Source organism: Pectobacterium sp. CHL-2024, assembly GCF_044751765.1.
Classification (GTDB): domain Bacteria; phylum Pseudomonadota; class Gammaproteobacteria; order Enterobacterales; family Enterobacteriaceae; genus Pectobacterium; species Pectobacterium brasiliense.
In genome coordinates, this window is the sequence record NZ_JBIXKO010000001.1 from 244,506 (window position 1) to 261,403 (window position 16,898).

15 protein-coding genes are annotated in these 16,898 nt (G+C 53.3%); 12 read left to right on the plus strand and 3 right to left on the minus strand.

Annotated features, from left to right (window positions below; genetic code table 11):
* The first annotated feature begins 5 nt into the window (after nucleotides 1-5).
* From ACIPUG_RS01045 to ACIPUG_RS01070, 6 genes are all read left to right on the plus strand, one after another.
* Nucleotides 6-1,085: an ABC transporter substrate-binding protein gene (locus ACIPUG_RS01045; RefSeq protein WP_014915575.1), complete on the plus strand. Its 1,080-nt coding sequence runs from the start codon at nucleotides 6-8 to the stop codon at nucleotides 1,083-1,085.
* A 42-nt stretch (nucleotides 1,086-1,127) separates the two neighbouring features.
* Nucleotides 1,128-2,396, plus strand: a complete 1,269-nt coding sequence (locus ACIPUG_RS01050) for an ABC transporter permease (protein WP_400336948.1) — start codon at nucleotides 1,128-1,130, stop codon at nucleotides 2,394-2,396.
* A 27-nt stretch (nucleotides 2,397-2,423) separates the two neighbouring features.
* On the plus strand, nucleotides 2,424-3,242 hold the full coding sequence (locus ACIPUG_RS01055) for an ABC transporter permease (protein ID WP_010276953.1): 819 nt from the start codon (nucleotides 2,424-2,426) through the stop codon (nucleotides 3,240-3,242).
* Between the two features lie 420 nt (nucleotides 3,243-3,662).
* Complete coding sequence (locus ACIPUG_RS01060; protein WP_400336950.1) at nucleotides 3,663-4,397, plus strand: SDR family NAD(P)-dependent oxidoreductase; 735 nt, start codon at nucleotides 3,663-3,665, stop codon at nucleotides 4,395-4,397.
* Nucleotides 4,390-5,514 (plus strand): phosphotransferase, encoded by a 1,125-nt coding sequence (locus ACIPUG_RS01065; protein WP_400336952.1) that lies wholly within the window; start codon nucleotides 4,390-4,392, stop codon nucleotides 5,512-5,514. The genes ACIPUG_RS01060 and ACIPUG_RS01065 overlap by 8 nt, the downstream gene beginning before the upstream one ends.
* Nucleotides 5,511-6,812, plus strand: a complete 1,302-nt coding sequence (locus tag ACIPUG_RS01070; protein ID WP_104209290.1) for an aspartate aminotransferase family protein — start codon at nucleotides 5,511-5,513, stop codon at nucleotides 6,810-6,812. Before ACIPUG_RS01065 ends, ACIPUG_RS01070 begins: the two co-directional genes overlap by 4 nt.
* Before the next feature lie 34 nt (nucleotides 6,813-6,846).
* Here the strand turns inward: ACIPUG_RS01070 and ACIPUG_RS01075 are convergent, their stop codons facing one another.
* Both ACIPUG_RS01075 and ACIPUG_RS01080 read right to left on the minus strand, forming a co-directional pair.
* Nucleotides 6,847-8,334 (minus strand): methyl-accepting chemotaxis protein, encoded by a 1,488-nt coding sequence (locus tag ACIPUG_RS01075; protein ID WP_235204976.1) that lies wholly within the window; start codon nucleotides 8,332-8,334, stop codon nucleotides 6,847-6,849.
* A 467-nt stretch (nucleotides 8,335-8,801) separates the two neighbouring features.
* Nucleotides 8,802-10,091: a phosphatase PAP2 family protein gene (locus ACIPUG_RS01080; protein WP_400336955.1), complete on the minus strand. Its 1,290-nt coding sequence runs from the start codon at nucleotides 10,089-10,091 to the stop codon at nucleotides 8,802-8,804.
* 549 nt (nucleotides 10,092-10,640) lie between these two features.
* On the opposite strand from ACIPUG_RS01080, the gene ACIPUG_RS01085 reads away from it, so the two are divergent.
* The 6 genes from ACIPUG_RS01085 to ACIPUG_RS01110 all read left to right on the plus strand — a co-directional run bounded on the left by ACIPUG_RS01085 (nucleotide 10,641) and on the right by ACIPUG_RS01110 (nucleotide 15,366).
* Nucleotides 10,641-11,663 carry a methionine ABC transporter ATP-binding protein gene (locus tag ACIPUG_RS01085; protein WP_339098762.1) on the plus strand — a complete coding sequence of 341 codons (1,023 nt, stop codon included), beginning with the start codon at nucleotides 10,641-10,643 and terminating at the stop codon, nucleotides 11,661-11,663.
* Nucleotides 11,656-12,315: a methionine ABC transporter permease gene (locus ACIPUG_RS01090; protein WP_039558475.1), complete on the plus strand. Its 660-nt coding sequence runs from the start codon at nucleotides 11,656-11,658 to the stop codon at nucleotides 12,313-12,315. The genes ACIPUG_RS01085 and ACIPUG_RS01090 overlap by 8 nt, the downstream gene beginning before the upstream one ends.
* 41 nt (nucleotides 12,316-12,356) lie before the next feature.
* Nucleotides 12,357-13,469 (plus strand): o-succinylbenzoate synthase, encoded by a 1,113-nt coding sequence (menC, locus tag ACIPUG_RS01095; RefSeq protein WP_349912736.1) that lies wholly within the window; start codon nucleotides 12,357-12,359, stop codon nucleotides 13,467-13,469.
* Nucleotides 13,470-13,757: 288 nt separating this feature from the next.
* Nucleotides 13,758-14,585 carry a MetQ/NlpA family ABC transporter substrate-binding protein gene (locus ACIPUG_RS01100; protein ID WP_039288787.1) on the plus strand — a complete coding sequence of 276 codons (828 nt, stop codon included), beginning with the start codon at nucleotides 13,758-13,760 and terminating at the stop codon, nucleotides 14,583-14,585.
* A 78-nt stretch (nucleotides 14,586-14,663) separates the two neighbouring features.
* A complete protein-coding gene (locus tag ACIPUG_RS01105) occupies nucleotides 14,664-15,053 on the plus strand; it encodes a type II toxin-antitoxin system RelE/ParE family toxin (RefSeq protein ID WP_052234718.1) in 390 nt (129 codons plus the stop codon).
* Complete coding sequence (locus ACIPUG_RS01110) at nucleotides 15,046-15,366, plus strand: DNA-binding transcriptional regulator (protein WP_039358997.1); 321 nt, start codon at nucleotides 15,046-15,048, stop codon at nucleotides 15,364-15,366. Before ACIPUG_RS01105 ends, ACIPUG_RS01110 begins: the two co-directional genes overlap by 8 nt.
* Before the next feature lie 99 nt (nucleotides 15,367-15,465).
* Here ACIPUG_RS01110 and ACIPUG_RS01115 read toward each other — a convergent pair whose 3' ends face one another.
* Nucleotides 15,466-16,884 (minus strand): M20 family metallopeptidase, encoded by a 1,419-nt coding sequence (locus ACIPUG_RS01115; RefSeq protein ID WP_400336958.1) that lies wholly within the window; start codon nucleotides 16,882-16,884, stop codon nucleotides 15,466-15,468.
* Between the last annotated feature and the right edge of the window lie 14 nt (nucleotides 16,885-16,898).

A 16,898-nucleotide genomic window follows, 5' to 3' on the forward strand; every position in this document is an offset into this window, starting at 1 on the left:
AAAAGATGTCCAAACTCAACAACACATCCAAAGCGAAAGGCCTCTTCAACCGTCCGGTACTGAAGAAAATAGCGGCCACGGCTTTTCTGGTGACGATGGCCTGTCAGGCGCAGGCGGAGTCCGTCACGGTGATCTCATTCGGCGGGTTAAACAAGGATGCGCAGGATAAGGCATTTTACAAACCGTTCGCCGCAGCGGGCAAAGGCACGGTGGAAGCCGGTGAGTACAACGGTGAAATGGCGCGTATCCGGGCGATGGTGGAAACCGGACAGGTAGGCTGGGACGTCGTGGAAGTTGAAGGTCCAGAACTGATGCGCGGCTGTAACGAAGGGCTGTTTGAACCGCTGGACTGGTCAAAACTGGGCGATCAGTCTCAGTTTGTTAAAGGCGCAGTCAGCGAGTGCGGTGCGGGGATCTTCCTGTGGTCTACCGTACTGACCTATAACGCGCAGAAGCTGAAACAGGCACCGAAAAGCTGGGCTGATTTCTGGAATGTGAAGGATTATCCCGGCAAGCGTGCGCTGCGTAAAAGCGCCAAATTTACGCTGGAAATCGCGCTGCTGGCCGATGGCGTGAAGCGTGAGGATCTCTACACGGTGTTGGCGACGCCAGAAGGTGTCGAGCGCGCCTTCAAGAAACTGAATCAGATCAAATCGAATATCCAGTGGTGGGAATCCGGCGCACAGCCTCTGCAATGGCTGGTGTCGGGCGATGTGGTGATGACCTCCGCGTATAACGGCCGCGTCTCAGCGGCGCAGAAAGAAGGGCATGACTTCAAGATTGTCTGGGCCGACAGTATTTACGATCTGGATAGCTGGGCGATCGTCAAAGGCTCCAAACACAAGGCATTGGCGGAGCAGTTTATTGCGTTTGCCAACCAGCCGGAAAACCAGAAGGTATTCGCCGAAAACATTCCGTACGGCCCGACGCACGTCAAAACCACTAGCCTGCTGGCACCCGCCGTCGCGGCTAATCTGCCGACCGCACCGGATAATCTGGCACAGGCGTTGCAAGTCGATACGGAGTTTTGGATCGATCACGGCGAAGAGCTGGAGCAACGTTTTAATGCCTGGGCCGCGCAATAAAGCCGCAGTGAGTGACCGTACGTGATGATGGAGAAAGAGCCTATGTCCCAGAGCGATGTCGTCGCCGCTGTAGCGTCTGGCGGAAACGAAGAAAATTCAACCTTGAAGCAGCAACTGTGGCTGGCGCAGAAAGCCTATAAGAAACGCTCTCTGCTGCTGATTGCGCCGCTGTTTCTGTTTATCGTGGTGAGTTTTCTCTTCCCGATCACCTCGATTTTGGGGAAAAGCGTCTCCAACCCGGAATTGCGTGACAATATGCCACAGACCATTGCCGCGATGCGGCTTTGGTCGGGCAACGATGTACCGGATGAAGCCGTCTTTCGGGCGCTGGTTGGCGATCTGCGTGATGCCCGCAGCAGCGGTAAGCTAAGCACGATCACCAAACGGTTAGGGTATGAAGGATCGGAATACCGTACGCTGATTACCCGCACACTGCGTAAGCTGCCCGCCGAGGGCAGCAGCGACATATGCGCTCAACTGATACGTGAGCAGCCAATGTGGGGTGAATTGGCGACCTGGCAAACGTTCGACCGGGCGGCGCGGCCTTTCACCAGCTATTACCTGCTGGCGGTGTTTGACCACAAAATCGATGCCACCACGCAGCAGATTGTCCCGCAGCCTGCCGATCAGGCGCTGTACGTCGACGTGCTGCTGCGTACGCTGCTCATGGCGGGCGTGGTGACGCTGCTGTGCGTGGGGCTGGGATATCCGCTGGCCTATTGGCTGGCAAAACAGCCGTCTAACCGCGCCAATCTGCTGCTGATTCTGGTGCTGTTGCCGTTCTGGACATCGCTGATCGTGCGCACCGCGAGTTGGATTGTGCTGTTGCAGTCGGGCGGCTTGATCAACCGCTCGCTGATTCACATCGGCATTATCGATGAACCGCTGGTGCTGGTGTTTAACCGCATCGGTGTCTACATCTCAATGACCCACATCCTGCTGCCGTTCTTCATTTTGCCGCTGTATGCGGTGATGAAAGGTATTTCCCCGAACTATGTACGCGCGGCGATTTCGCTGGGGGCGCATCCGTTTATCGCCTTCTGGCGGGTTTACGTGCCGCAAACGTACGCGGGCGTGACGGCAGGGGCGCTGCTGGTCTTTATGATGGCGATTGGCTACTACATTACGCCAGCGCTGCTGGGCGGGCCGAGTGACCAAATGCTGAGCTATTTTGTCGCGTTCTTCACCAATAGCACGATGAACTGGGGAATGGCGGCCGCGCTGGGGACGCAGTTGCTGATCATCGTGACGCTGCTGTACGTCGTGTACATCCGTGTCACGCGCACCAATGCAGAAGCCGCGGCGCACTAAGCACACCTTATATTGGGGAGATAATAAATGAGACAGCAGGGTGAAGTGATGATCCGTCTGTGGAACACGTTCTTTAATTTTTACGGGGCGGCGATGCTGTTGTTTTTAATCGTGCCCGTGCTGGTGATTGTTCCGCTCTCATTTAATGCCGGTTCGTTTCTGAGCTATCCACTGACGGGATTTTCCCTGCGCTGGTATCGCGAGTTTTTCAACTCCAGCGAATGGCTGGGGGCGCTGGGCAACAGCCTGCTGATTGCGCCGCTTGCCACACTGCTGGCCACGGTGCTCGGCGTGCTGGCATCGGTCGGGCTGGTACGCGGTGAGTTTCGCGGGAAGTCGCTCGTGATGGCCGTGCTGATTTCGCCGATGATTGCGCCAGTGGTGATTGTCGCGGTAGGGATGTTTTTCTTCTTCGCCAAGCTGTCGCTGCTGAACAGCTATCTGGGATTGGTGTTGGCACATGCGATGCTGGGTGTGCCGTTCGTGGTGATTACGGTCACCGCAGTATTGAAGAACTACGATCACAACCTGACGCGTGCTGCCGCTAGCCTGGGTGCTTCGCCGTTACTGGCTTTTCGCAAGGTAACGTTCCCGCTGATTGCGCCCGGCGTGTTCTCCGGTGCGCTCTTTGCTTTCGCGACCTCGTTTGATGAGGTGATCGTCACGCTGTTCCTCGCCAGCCCGCGCCAGCGCACGCTGCCGCTACAGATGTTTGCCGGTATCCGCGAAAATCTCGACCCGACGATAGCCGCCGCCGCCACCATGATGGTCGGTGCTGCGCTCGTCCTGCTCATCGTGATGGAGATTTTACGCCGCCGCTCGGAGCGTTTACGGAGTGGGGGTTAAGGTGGATAACCGCACCACGCTAGGATGTGCCTCGTAATCCTTGTTTAGTATTGGTGGTTTGTTTCGTGCGCGTTGATAGCTTATTTCTCCCTTTGCATAGGAGAGCGCACGACCAAGGGCGGCTCAGTTGCCGTCGCCCTTGGAACCCTGGCTTTTTGGCGGTACATGATGCCGCTACGCGGTGCCTTCAGAGATAACGTTTTCCTGACGGACCGCCAGTGACGCGTTCCCGACGCGGCACTGGCTTTCGCAGCATCCATGCTGCTCATCCTGAAAAACGTTTTCTCTTCAGCATCATTCTACGCCAAGGAGAAAAATCGCTTTTTTGCTGAAAATTCCTTCAGCTTTTTTTAAAACCCAATTTTTGATGCATCAAACACCATTTTGATGCGTCGTGTACAAAGGCTCAGGAGATTCGGTATGACAGTGCAAAAAACACTCTTGCTGACCGGCGCTAGCCGGGGTATCGGGCATGCCACCGTTAAGCATTTTCATGCGGCGGGGTGGCGAATCTTTACCGCGTCGCGCCAAAACTGGGCGGAAGAGTGCCCGTGGGCGGAAAAATTGCTTAATCACATTCATCTCGATCTGGAAGATATCGACAGCCTGCAACAGACGCTGCCGCTGATTAAAGAAAAGCTGAGCGGGCGATTAGATGCGCTGGTCGATAACGCGGGAATTTCACCAAAGGGTGTCGACGGGCAGCGTCTGGGCGTGCGCGACACGGATTATGCGACCTGGCTGCGGGTCTTCAACGTCAATCTGTTTTCCTGCGCGCTGCTGGCAAACGGCTTGTTCGACGAGCTAAAAGCGTCACAGGGCTGCGTGATTAATGTGACCTCGATTGCCGGATCGCGCGTTCATCCCTTTGCCGGCGTAGCTTACGCCACGTCAAAAGCGGCGCTGTCCGCGCTGACGCGGGAAATGGCCTTTGATTTTGGTCCACACGGCGTTCGCGTCAATGCAATTGCGCCGGGGGAAATTGAAACGTCGATTCTGTCACCGGGGACGGACGACATTATTGAGCGGCAGGTGCCGATGCAGCGTTTAGGTAAACCCGAAGAGGTAGCAAGCCTGATCTATTTTCTCTGCACTTCCGGGGCTTCTTATGTTAACGGCGCGGAAATCCACGTTAACGGAGGGCAGCATGTCTGACGGACGACGCACTGTACTTTTTCCCACGTTTCCCCCTGAAGCGTCCAATCAGCCGATTTTTGCCGACGTTGCATCGCATGGCGATGAGCTGATGACGCAGGCGGTCCCGCAGGTTTCCTGTCAGCAGGCATTGGCTATCGCGCAGCAAGAATATGGCTTGTCTGGGCAGATGGCGCTGCTTCAGGGCGAGCGTGATATGAATTTCTGCCTGACGGTCACGCCAGATGAACGCTACATGCTGAAAGTCATCAACGCGGCGGAGCCTCCCGACGTCAGCGATTTTCAGACCGCGTTGCTACTGCATCTTGCTCAGCAGGCACCCGAATTGCCCGTACCGCGCATCAGGCCGACAACAGCGGGTCTGCCAGAAACGTGCGTTGAAATTGATGGCGTACCGCTGCGCGTGCGGCTGGTGAGCTATCTCGCAGGAATGCCGCACTATCTGGCTTCTCCTTCAACGGCACTGATGCCGCAACTGGGGGGCACGCTGGCGCAGTTAGACAACGCGCTTCACGGCTTTACGCATCCGGCAGCGAACCGTTCTCTACTGTGGGATATCAGCCGCGCAGAGCAGGTGCGTCCTTATCTCGATTTCGTTCCTGAGCGACAGCAGTATCAGCATCTTCAGCGAACTTTTGATCGTTATGACAGCCACGTCGCGCCTGAATTGACGATGCTACGCCGCCAGGTCATTCATAACGATCTGAACCCGCATAACGTGCTGGTAGACGGTTCATCGCCGACGCGGGTCACCGGCATTATCGATTTTGGCGATGCCGTCTTTGCCCCGCTAATCTGCGAAGTGGCGACGGCGCTGGCGTACCAGATTGGCGATGGCGCGGACCTGCTGGAACAGGTTGTGCCGTTTGTTGCTGCCTATCATCAGCACAGACCGCTGACATCGGCGGAGATCGCACTGTTACCGGATTTGATTGCGACCCGCATGGCGCTGACCCTGACGATTGCGCAGTGGCGGGCATCACGCTATCCCGACAATCGGGCGTATCTGCTTCGCAATGTGCCGCGCTGCTGGCACAGTTTGCAGCGCATCGCGACCTATTCCCATCCCCAGTTTGTGACTCGCCTACAGCAGGTTTGCCCGGAGAACGCGCGATGAATCAGAGAGAAATCACGCCTGAAATGACCACGACAGAGGCGTTGCTGGCGCGCCGTCAGCGAGTATTGGGCAGCGGCTACCGCCTGTTTTATGAAGAACCCCTGCACGTTGTTCGCGGTGAGGGCGTGTGGCTGGTCGATCATCAGGGGAAACGCTATCTGGATGTGTATAACAATGTGGCCTCGGTTGGGCATTGCCATCCGGCAGTGGTTGAGGCGATGGCGCGACAGAGCGCACAGCTCAATACCCACACGCGATACCTGCACCCTGCAATTGTTGATTTCGCGGAAGATCTGCTGAGTGAGTTTCCTGCCGAGTTGAACAACGTGATGCTGACCTGTACCGGCAGTGAAGCCAACGATCTGGCATTACGCATTGCCCGACATGCGACGGGGGGAACGGGCGTGTTGGTAACGCGCTGGGCGTATCACGGCGTGACCAGCGCGCTGGCAGAACTGTCGCCGTCGCTGGGGGATGGTGTGGCGCGTGGCAGTCACGTGAAACTGATCGAGCCGCCGGATACCTATCGCCAGCCCGGTGCATTTCTTCGCAGTATTCGTGAGGCGCTGGCGCAGATGCAGCAGGAAGGCATTCGTCCTGCCGCGCTGCTGATCGATACGATTTTTTCCAGTGATGGCGTGTTTTGCGCACCTGAAGGTGAGATGGCGCAGGCGGCCGCGCTGATTCGTCAGGCGGGCGGGCTGTTTATCGCAGATGAAGTGCAGCCGGGCTTTGGGCGCACCGGGGAATCAATGTGGGGCTTTGCGCGTCACGGTGTTGTCCCCGATCTGGTGAGTTTAGGGAAACCGATGGGCAATGGACATCCGATTGCTGGATTGGTTGGGCGTTCCGCGCTGTTCGATGCATTCGGGCGAGATGTTCGCTATTTCAATACGTTCGGCGGCAATCCGGTGTCCTGTCAGGCGGCGCACGCGGTGCTGCGAGTGATTCGGGAAGAACAGTTACAGCAGAATGCCCAGCGGGTTGGTGATTATCTGCGGCACGGCTTACAGCAGTTAGCGCAGGATTTCCCGCTGATTGGCGATATTCGGGCTTACGGTCTGTTTATCGGTGTAGATCTGGTTAGCGATCGCGAAAGCAAAGCGCCGACAACTGAATCCGCATTACAGGTCGTGAATGCTATGCGTCAGCGCGGCGTGCTGATCAGCGCGACGGGGCCAGCGGCGAACGTGCTGAAAGTTCGCCCGCCGCTGGTGTTTCAGGAAGAGCACGCCGATGTGTTTTTAACCACGTTGAGCGACGTGTTAAAGGTCATCGACACCCGCACATGGGAATAATCAATCGTGCGGGTGACGTGAAAAGGCAAGGTGATTAGATACGGAACGCCGCAACGGCATGGCTGAGTTCACCCGCACGTTCGGACAGTGAACCAGCGGCCGCGGCGGCTTCGTTTACCAGCGCGGCGTTTTGCTGCGTGACCGTTTCCATCTGTGAAATCGCGGTATTAATCTGCCCAATGCCCAGACTTTGTTCATTGCTGGCGGTAGAAATTTCGGTCACGATCGAGGCCACGCGTTTAATGTCTTCCACCACGCTTTGAATCATGCTGCCCGCGTCGATGACGGCATGGTGTCCATGATTTGCCTGTTCCACGGACGTCCCGATCAGTTCTTTGATCTCTTTCGCCGCGTTGGCGCTGCGCTGTGCCAGCGTTCGCACTTCGCCCGCGACGACCGCAAAGCCTCGGCCCTGTTCGCCCGCTCGGGCGGCTTCCACGGCGGCGTTCAGCGCGAGGATGTTGGTCTGGAAGGCGATGCCGTCGATCACGCCGATAATATTGGTGATTTTCTCTGCGGATGACACCATCTGTTGCATGGCATTGGTCACATCGCCCATCATCTTGCCGCCGTCAACCGCGCGTTGTGAGGCGGTGGTTGCCAACTGGCTGGCGTGAGCGGCATGGGTGGCATTCTGTTTGACCGAGGAGGTCATCTGTTCCATTGATGCCGCGGTTTCTTCCAGTGAACTGGCCTGCTGCTCGGTTCGAGAGGAGAGATCGATATTGCCGCTGTTAATCTGGCTGGATGCGGTCGCAATAATGTCGGCGTTGCTGTGTACGCGCTCAACGATATCCGTCAGGTTCAGCACCATTTCCCGCAGTGCGGTTTGTAGCTGTCCCATTTCATCGTTCGACGTAATCGCGATGCGGTGCGTCAGATCGCCATCTGCCACTTTTCTGGCTAAATCCACGGCATTTTTTATCGGTACGGCAATCGATAGAATCAATCGCCAACCGGATAAGGCAACGATAGCTATCCCGATCAGAAGGGTAATCACTACGAAAAATAATATATTACTGAAACTACTTTGTGATTCAGAATAGAGTTCCTGGCCCACATCAGATTGTAATTTAATCAACTGATCGGCAGTCTTTTGCAGCGGTGCGTATTCGCTTTTTAAGGTGTGATTAATAATATATTCTAATGCGTCTTTATCATTCTTCTTAATTGCATTAATGGCGGGAGTAACGACTTTATCGTTGTACTGCTTGTATAACATTGCAAACTGTTCTTCTAATAATTTCTCGTCGCCCGTTAAATACGTCTTGCTGTATAAATCCCATTGCGCATCATAAATTTTTTGTGCTTCTGCAATGTGCTCCAGTCCGGTCTTAACATCGCCTGGTTGTGAGAGATCAACGCTGGCGACTTCAAACATCACGGTGTTCACCTGTCGGGTGATGTTGTCCAGATAACCCAGTGCTATCAGCCGATCCTGATACAGGGTTTTCATCGATTGGTTGGTGTTGTTCATGCCAAACAGCCCGATAAGAGAGACAACCAAAAGCAATAATGCCATTAACAACATAACCGAAATTAATTTAAGTTTAATGCTCATAAGTACCTCTAAATTACTCCCAGATAAGGAGCGGTATTCCTATATCGACGGAAGAAAGAGAATGTTTATGTTGAGACTAACTAAAATTAAAAAATGGCATCAGGGGACTTGTGACAGCATCGATTTACATTGATTTACAAACCAATTGGCATTCTATGCTGTCTGGGAAATAGTCATTAAAATATTATCCTGACCGGAAAGTTACCGTTACAGCTAACTGACGGAGATAATCGTTAAGGTAACGCCATAATTGCCGATTTCTAAAAAACCAGAAGCGTGAATTTTTAAAAATAATGAAACAAAACCACGGTGAGGATAATCATTCGGATAATAAATTTCCGTTATTAATTTTCCGTTATTAAATACTATCCCCCCGCGTGACGTTCTTCTTCCCCACGCAGGAAAATACGGGGGGAAGAGGAGAGCCGTTACCGATGCTGAGCTAACTGCACGGCGTCATGCAGATTGAGGCGCTGCCAGAAATTCTGCGGGCCTTTATCGCCCGGTGCGCCGGAGAGCGGGTACCCGTCAGCCAGCGCGGTTTTCACCATCAGGTTTCTGCGTTCGGTAACGGAGAGATGCGGAAGCACGGGGTCAAGCAGGACTTCCGCACCTTCTGGAACGCTAACCGGGAGCGCTTTACCGGGTTGCGCCGGCAGGCCGTAGGTCATCGTGTAACGATAAAATGTCTTCATTTCCGGTGCGGCGTAAGGATCGTCCTGTGGATCACTCTTGGCACAGGCGCTCAACGTTGTACCACAGGCTTTCTCTAACGCGCTGCGTAGTTCCGTCTTCGCCTGTTCAAACAGCCGACGGTACTGTGGGTCGTTGAGGTAGTGCGCCACGTTGCGTTCAGCAAGCATCCGCGACCCGATCACATCTAATGGATAATGTACGCCCAGCACGATGCGTGAATAGCCGTAGCGCGCGCCGCGATCGATCAGTGGGACGAAACGCTCAGGGATCATTTCCGCTAATAGCAGCGCGTCGGTGTAGCCGGTGTTGGTATGCCCGCTCGGAAATGCGCCACCGGAAGCGGTGTAGGGTTTCTTATCACCAATCACGGCGGTATCCGGCACCAGATGAATAGTGTTATTCGGCTGTAGGAAAGGGCGAGGGTAGTCGAAATGTTGCTTAGCCGCGGAGGTACTGACGGCGGATAACTTGAGTAAGACGGCAGCCTTGCGTATTTCACCGTGGTTATACGCGTTAATAAAGACCTTGCCCAACCGCGGACCCAATGCATCCGCCAGATAGTAGAGATACCCCTGACCTTCGGCATCGATCAGCGCCTGTTCGCGCTGCCCGGTGGTCGCTTCGCGATTAATGCGCGTCACGATAGCCATGTTTTGCTGTAACACATCGGTGGAAAGGTGTGAGAAAGATTCCAGTAGCGCAATGCCGGCTTGCTGGTTGGCTTTCACGGCGAAGTCATAACCGCTGTTATTGAGCCAGTCGATGTCCGCCATTTGTGGCGTTTCTCTCGCTTGCTCCAACTGAGCCCGGGTAAGCTGCGGTGCATTGCCCTGGATCGCTTTGCGCAGCGCGGACTGAATGGCTTGTTCCAGTTCAATAACCTGAGGGCGGTTACTGGCTTGCGTAGTGGTATCGACAATGGCGCCGATCGTCGCGCTGTCCGGCTCAGACGCCGTTGCAAACTCAGAAAGCGGTAATAAGAAAAGACTGACAACAGGCAGCAGCATAGAGCGATAACGCATGGTGGCATCCTTAATTGGGAGGATAAACGTTTGTCGGTGCGGGATCAGGCTAGGCGCTGATTGTGATGGTAATGTTTCAGGATATATTTTGAGATGCTTATCAACGCATTATCATGATTTGTTATGTTTGGTGATGCCGTGAACCTCACAAGGGTGACTGAGGACGGTAGTTACCTATATAGAAGAAAAAGACATAAAAGAGTTTCTAAAAAACAGAAAGGTGATTTGCTTTTTTTATCATTGACGCAAAGCTCATTTCTCTCTACTTTAAACAGACGATTATTTTTTAATATTTCATTGATTTATAAGTAATTAATCTAATTATAACAAAAATGACAGACATAAATAGCCCGGTTATTCCTCAACGCAAAAAGGCGATGGCGAGCCTACCCCTGTTAAAAATGGCAAGTGAAACAGTCCTGTGGGATAGGTTCAACGTCAACTAATGCGAAATGATTTTACCCACGAATAATGATTTCCCTACATCAAACAGGCATACGTTTGCGTATGCCAATAAAATAGTCAGTAACAGCAGGAGTGAGTCAGGTAATGATTCGGTTAGAAAACGTGAGCGTTGATTTTCCCGCCGGTAAAGCAGCACAGTCCAGGGCGGTAAACAACGTCAACCTGACCATTCAACAGGGTGAAGTGTTTGGGATTGTCGGCACCAGCGGTGCAGGAAAAAGTACGCTGCTGCGGACGATCAATTTATTGCAGCGCCCAACCGAAGGGCGCGTGTTTTTGGGCGATACGCTGATTAGCGATGCGTCTGGCCGCGAGCTGCGTCAGCATCGGCAGCGTATCGGAATGATATTCCAGCATTTTAATCTGATGCATACCCGCAATGTGTATGACAACGTGGCGTTCAGCCTGCGTGCTGCGGGGAAGAGTAAAGAAGAGATTGCCTCACGCGTGCCGGAAATTCTGGCGCTGGTCGGGTTGCAGGACAAAGGGGCTGCCTATCCGGCGCAGCTGAGCGGCGGGCAGAAGCAGCGTGTGGGCATTGCCCGCGCCATCGCTAACCATCCCGAAGTGCTGTTGTGTGATGAACCTACCTCGGCGCTGGATTTGGAAACGTCGGCGTCTATTCTGGCGCTATTGAAAAGCATCAATGTCCGGTTAGGTATCACGATCGTGCTTATTTCCCATGAGATGAGCGTGATTAAAAGTATTTGTCAGCGCATGGCGGTGATGACGGGCGGAAATATTGTGGAAGAGGGCGACGTCTTTACGATCTTCTCCTCGCCGCAGCACGCCTATACCAAACAGCTGGTTAGCCATACCAGCCCGGTCGAATTACCTGAACGCTTTAAGCAGAATAATAAAGGCGTCTTGCTGAAAATACTCTTCGCCGATGATTCGGTAGAACAACCGATATTATCCGACGTGGCACAGCAGTTTCAGGTATCGGTCAATATTCTGCACGGCAATATTGAATACATTAACGATCGCGCACTGGGGCATATTATCGCTCAGATTTCATACCGTGACGATCCTGCGGCAGATAATTTAGCTGCTGCTATTGCTTATATTCGACAGAATACCTTTGGGGTGGAGGTCATCAATGACTGAGTTATTCGGTGAATTAATCTTCGCCTTCGGTGAAACCTTCACGATGGTGTGTATTTCAACGCTCTGTGCGGTGATATTCGGGCTGCCGTTAGGTATCGCGATTTATGTGACCGATCGTCATTTATTCTGGCAGAACCGTTTTATCTATCTGGTGTCGACCATTCTGGTGAATATCATCCGCTCGATCCCGTTTGTGATCCTGTTGGTGCTGCTGTTGCCATTAACACAGCTGCTGCTGGGTAACACGATTGGGCCGGTTGCGGCGGCGGTGCCGATGTCAGTCGCGGCGATTGCCTTTTATGCGCGTCTGGTGGATTCCGCACTGCGTGAAGTCGATCCGGGTATTGTGGAAGCGGCGGAAGCCTTTGGTGCTAGCCCGACGCGTATCATCGCCACCGTGCTGTTACCGGAAGCGCTGGCTGGATTATTACGCGGCCTGACGATCACGCTGGTCAGCCTGATTGGTTATTCGGCAATGGCCGGGATTGTTGGCGGCGGTGGTGTCGGCGATCTGGCGATCCGCTTCGGCTATTACCGTTATGAAACCGAAGTGATGGTGGTGACCGTGATTGCGCTGGTGGTGTTGGTGCAGGTCGTGCAAACGCTGGGCGATATATTATCGCGTCGGGCGAATAAGCGCGAACGCCGCTAAACCACGACAGAATAGGGTATTCAGGGCAGCAGAGAGATGTCATGAAAATAGACAAAATTGTATTAAGAAAAATGAAAATGGCGCTGAAAACGCCATTTACGACCAGCTTTGCGACGCAGACGGAGAAACATTTTTCCATCGCGGAAGTGCATGCTGGCGGACAGATTGGTTACGGTGATTGCTCGGCAATTTCGCTGCCGTTTTATAACGAAGAAACCAACGTCACCGCTTGGCATATTATGCGTGACTTCCTGATCCCGATGATTAAGCAGGCTGGGGATATTGAACATCCTTCGCAGGTGCGCGATATTTTCGCCCCGGTAAAGCGTAATAACTGCGCCAAAGCGGCCATCGAAGGCGGTATTTGGGATGCCTACGCGAAGATAAAAGGCGTACCGCTGCATCAATTACTGGGTGGCGTACGGGATAAAGTCGAAGCGGGCGTGAGTATTGGTATTCAGGAAACGCCCGATAAATTAGTCAGCGTGGTCGATAATTTCCTGAAGGAAGGCTACAAGCGCATCAAAATAAAGATCAAGCCGGGAAAAGATTACGACTATATTCTGGCGCTGCGTCAGGCATTTGGTGATATCACACTGATGGTGGATGCCAATTCTGCCTACACACTGGACGATATCGATTTCTTTAAGCGCATTGATCCATTCAATTTGCTGATGATTGAACAGCCGCTGGCGCACGACGATATTATCGACCACCGCAAACTGCAGGCGGCGGTAAATACGCCTATCTGTCTGGATGAAAGCATTGCGTCGGTAGAGGATGCACGTAAGGCGATCGAGTTGGGCAGCGCCAAAATTATCAATATTAAAGTCGCGCGCGTGGGCGGCATTACTGAAACCAAGCTGATTCATGACTACTGTCAGGCCCACAATATTCCGGTGTGGTGCGGCGGTATGCTGGATACGGCGGTCGGTAAAGCACACAACATCGCGGTATCTACGCTGCCAAACTTTATCTATGCGCACGATATTCCGCCATCTTCCCGCTATTGGCATGAAGACTTCATGCTGCCGTTTGTCGAATTAGACAAAGACAGCTGCGTCGCAGTGCCAAATAAACCGGGAATCGGCTTCGAGATTAACCCTGAACTGTACGACAAATATTGCTACGGGCAGGAAACCTTTTTGTTTTAACTGATTCTTGAGTAAGCCTTTTTTAGTAAGGCATGTGAGCAGTAAAACGTTATCCAACACCAGGGAATAACGTTATAAAAATAGAGAAAAATAATGAGCGATGTTGCATCGCGCGTAAGGGGATAGATTTAGGGAGAAACACGGTGATGAGGTTCCCGCAGGGATGCCTCACACCGTGGTCGCTCCCGGTATCTCGATCTTAACCGTGGTTACAGACGCCCAACATAACGAGAATGCCGTTAGCAAAACGGCGAAGACTGACTAAATCGGACAGACAGGAACGCGACGATGCGATTGAAAAAACTCATTCCACTCATGCTGGCATTGGGCATCTCTCAGGCTTACGCAGCAGATTCAGGCAAAGAAATCACCATCGGCGTCTCGCCGGGGCCGTATGGCGATATGGTCACGAAAGCGATCAAGCCGGAAATGGTGAAAAAAGGCTACGAGGTAAAAGTGCGCGAATTCAGCGACTACATCCAGCCGAATCTGGCGCTGTCGAACAAGAGTATCGACGCCAACCTGTTCCAAAACCGCCGCTATCTCGATCGTTTCAGCGCGGATAAAGGGTTGAAACTGGCGGAAGTGATCACCGTGCCGACGGCCAGCATGGGCTTTTACTCCAACAAAGTACGCTCGCTGGATGAGCTGAAAGCGGGCGATATCGTCACGCTGCCAAACGATCCGTCCAATCTGGCACGTTCGCTGGATTTCCTGCAAAAATACGGGCTGATCAAGATCAATCCAGAGATTACGCCGACCAAAGCCTCGCTGCGTGATATCACGGAAAACCCGAAAGGGCTGGTCTTTAAACCGCTGGAAGCCGCACAGCTGCCGCGTGCTTTGGGCGGCGTAACGGGCTCGCTGATTAACGCCAATTTCGCGATTTCTGCTGGCCTGAACCTGTCTGACGCGATTCAACTGGATGTGCTGCCGGAAGACCTGAAAAACATGATCGTTGTGCGTGCGGAAGATGCCGACAAACCGTTCGCTCAGGATCTGAAAGCCGCCGTTCAATCCCCGGAATTCGCAGCGTTCTTTGAGGACAAAAACTCCATGTTCCACGCGTTCCAGAAGCCGGAGTGGATGAAGAAGAAAGGTACGCAATCCGAATAAACGACTCCCGAACCGGTTGACGCTATTGCCCGATATTACTATGGTAGTTATTACCATAGTAATATCGGGCATTCTTTTATGGGACAAAAAAGGATTTTTGTTGAGCGTCACTACAATAAATCTCGTAGAAAATCAGGCATAACCGATCAACAGTTACGTGATATTGCGGCAGACATTATTGATCATCCCGATAAAGGAGGTCTCGGTGGTGGTGTTTATAAAAAGCGCGTTGCTACCAGTCTGGGTAAACGTGGCGGTGCCCGGACAATAGTGGCTTATCATCGAGAAGGTAAGGTGTTTTTCTTTGAAGGATGGGAGAAAAACACGGTATCAACGCGTGGGAAAGAAATTCCCGATGATGTATTGGCGGCTTTTAAAATTGCGTCAACGGTGTTTAAAAATAAATCTGATGCCGATCTCGAAACAGACCTTAAAAACAAAGAGCTTGTTGAGGTGATAAATGGTTGATAAGCGATTATTAAATATACAGAGCATGATTCAGCGTCAACATGCCGCAGGTACGGCCAGTGACGTCGATCTTGACGCTATCAATCGCCTGGTAGCGGAAAGTCAAAAAACGGAATCACGCGCCAGTATGGACGCGAGCAGAGTGCGGGCCATCCGTGAGCGTGAAAAAATTAGTCAAAGCCAACTGGCTGGCATCATTAATATGTCGGCCAACAGCGTTCAGAAATGGGAACGTGGAGTAAGCGCACCAACGGGTGCGGCGTTACGAATACTGGAGGTCATCGAGAGAAAAGGCTTAAGTGCTATTCTTTGATGATGCGGTTAAGAAAGATAACTGGTTGTTTCATTGCGCTTAGTGGCCGTCTAGTACGGCCACTAAGCGTTTATAAGCATTGTGTTCAGGTTATAAACATCACTTCTGATGCACGTACACTCTGTGTTCTTCTAATAGCGTATGGCCTTGCTCCCCCAGTTCCCAGAACAGGCCGGTCATGATTGCTAACCCTTCGCGGGCGACGGATTTCAGCAGGTGCTCGTTGACCGCGTGCTGGCCGCATGCCGGATAGGAGTGGGGGATCCACAGCGTCGGCAGGCCGAGGATATCGGCGAAAACGTCATTAGGTAGCGAACCGCCCAGATTCGGTAGCAGCGCAGGCTGTTTGCCGCTGATGTGCTGCATCAGTGCCAGCGTCCAGTTCACCAGCGGATCTTCGGGGTTAAAGCGCGTCGCCGGAGACGTGTTAAGTACCTCAACGTCCACCTGCGTAAAGCCGTGCTGGTCGAGGTGTTGACGCACATGTTGCGCCAGATGCTGCCAGTCGGTGCCGACCACAAAGCGCAGCTGGCAAATCGCCGTGGCATCGGCGGGAATCGCGTTCACCGGTTTGTTCGGGTTACCGGTAATAAACGACAGTACTTCCAACGTGTTCCAGCCAAATAGCCGTTCGGCTGGTGTGAGACCGTCTTCGCCCCAGTTTTCATCAATCGCCGGATCGCCTTCACTGCCGGCGGGGTCAATCGTGCTGAGGATTTCGCGCAGCGCCGGCGTTAGCTGAGGTGGCAGCAGGGCGTCGATCTTCATCCGTCCTTGTCCATCAACCAGACTCGCTACGGCGTTCGCCAACTGAGTGCCCGGATTGCTCAGCAGTCCGCCCCAGTTGCCAGAGTGGTATGCCTGATCGCGTGCTTTGATGCGCAAACGGAAATTGATGCAGCCGCGAGAACCGAGGAACAGCGTCGGGCGCGCTGCGCTGAGGCGCGGCCCGTCGGAGGCGATAAAGATATCGGCCGCCAGCGCCTGCTTGTGCTGTTGGCACAGCTCGGCCAGCCCCGGTGAGCCAATTTCTTCACCCATCTCGAACAGCAGTTTGCAGTTGAAGCCTAAACGCTGCCCACGAGCCTGAAACACCTGCTCCAGCGCCATCAGATTGATGCTGTGCTGACCTTTGTTATCGGCGCTGCCGCGTCCATACCAGTGGTCGCCTTCTTCCACCAATTCCCACGGTTTGAGCCCATCGCGCCAGTTTTCTTCATCACCAAAAACCACGTCGCCGTGGCCGTAAGACAGCACGGTCGGCAGGCTGGGATCTTCAATGCGTTCGGCCAGCAGAAAAGGGGGATGACGTTCATCTGGCGAGGCAATCAGCCTTACGCTGAATCCCATCGCCTGCAAGGCGGGCTGGATCTCGTCGGTCAGATAGCGGTTCAGCGCGGGATGATTACCGGCTTTCTGGCTCTCACTGGCGTGGGCAATACGCCGGGCCAGCGTCTGTTTAAATTCTCCGCGATCGAAACGTTCACAGGCGATACGAATAAGGTCTGCGCTGGTCATGCCTTTCCTTGCTG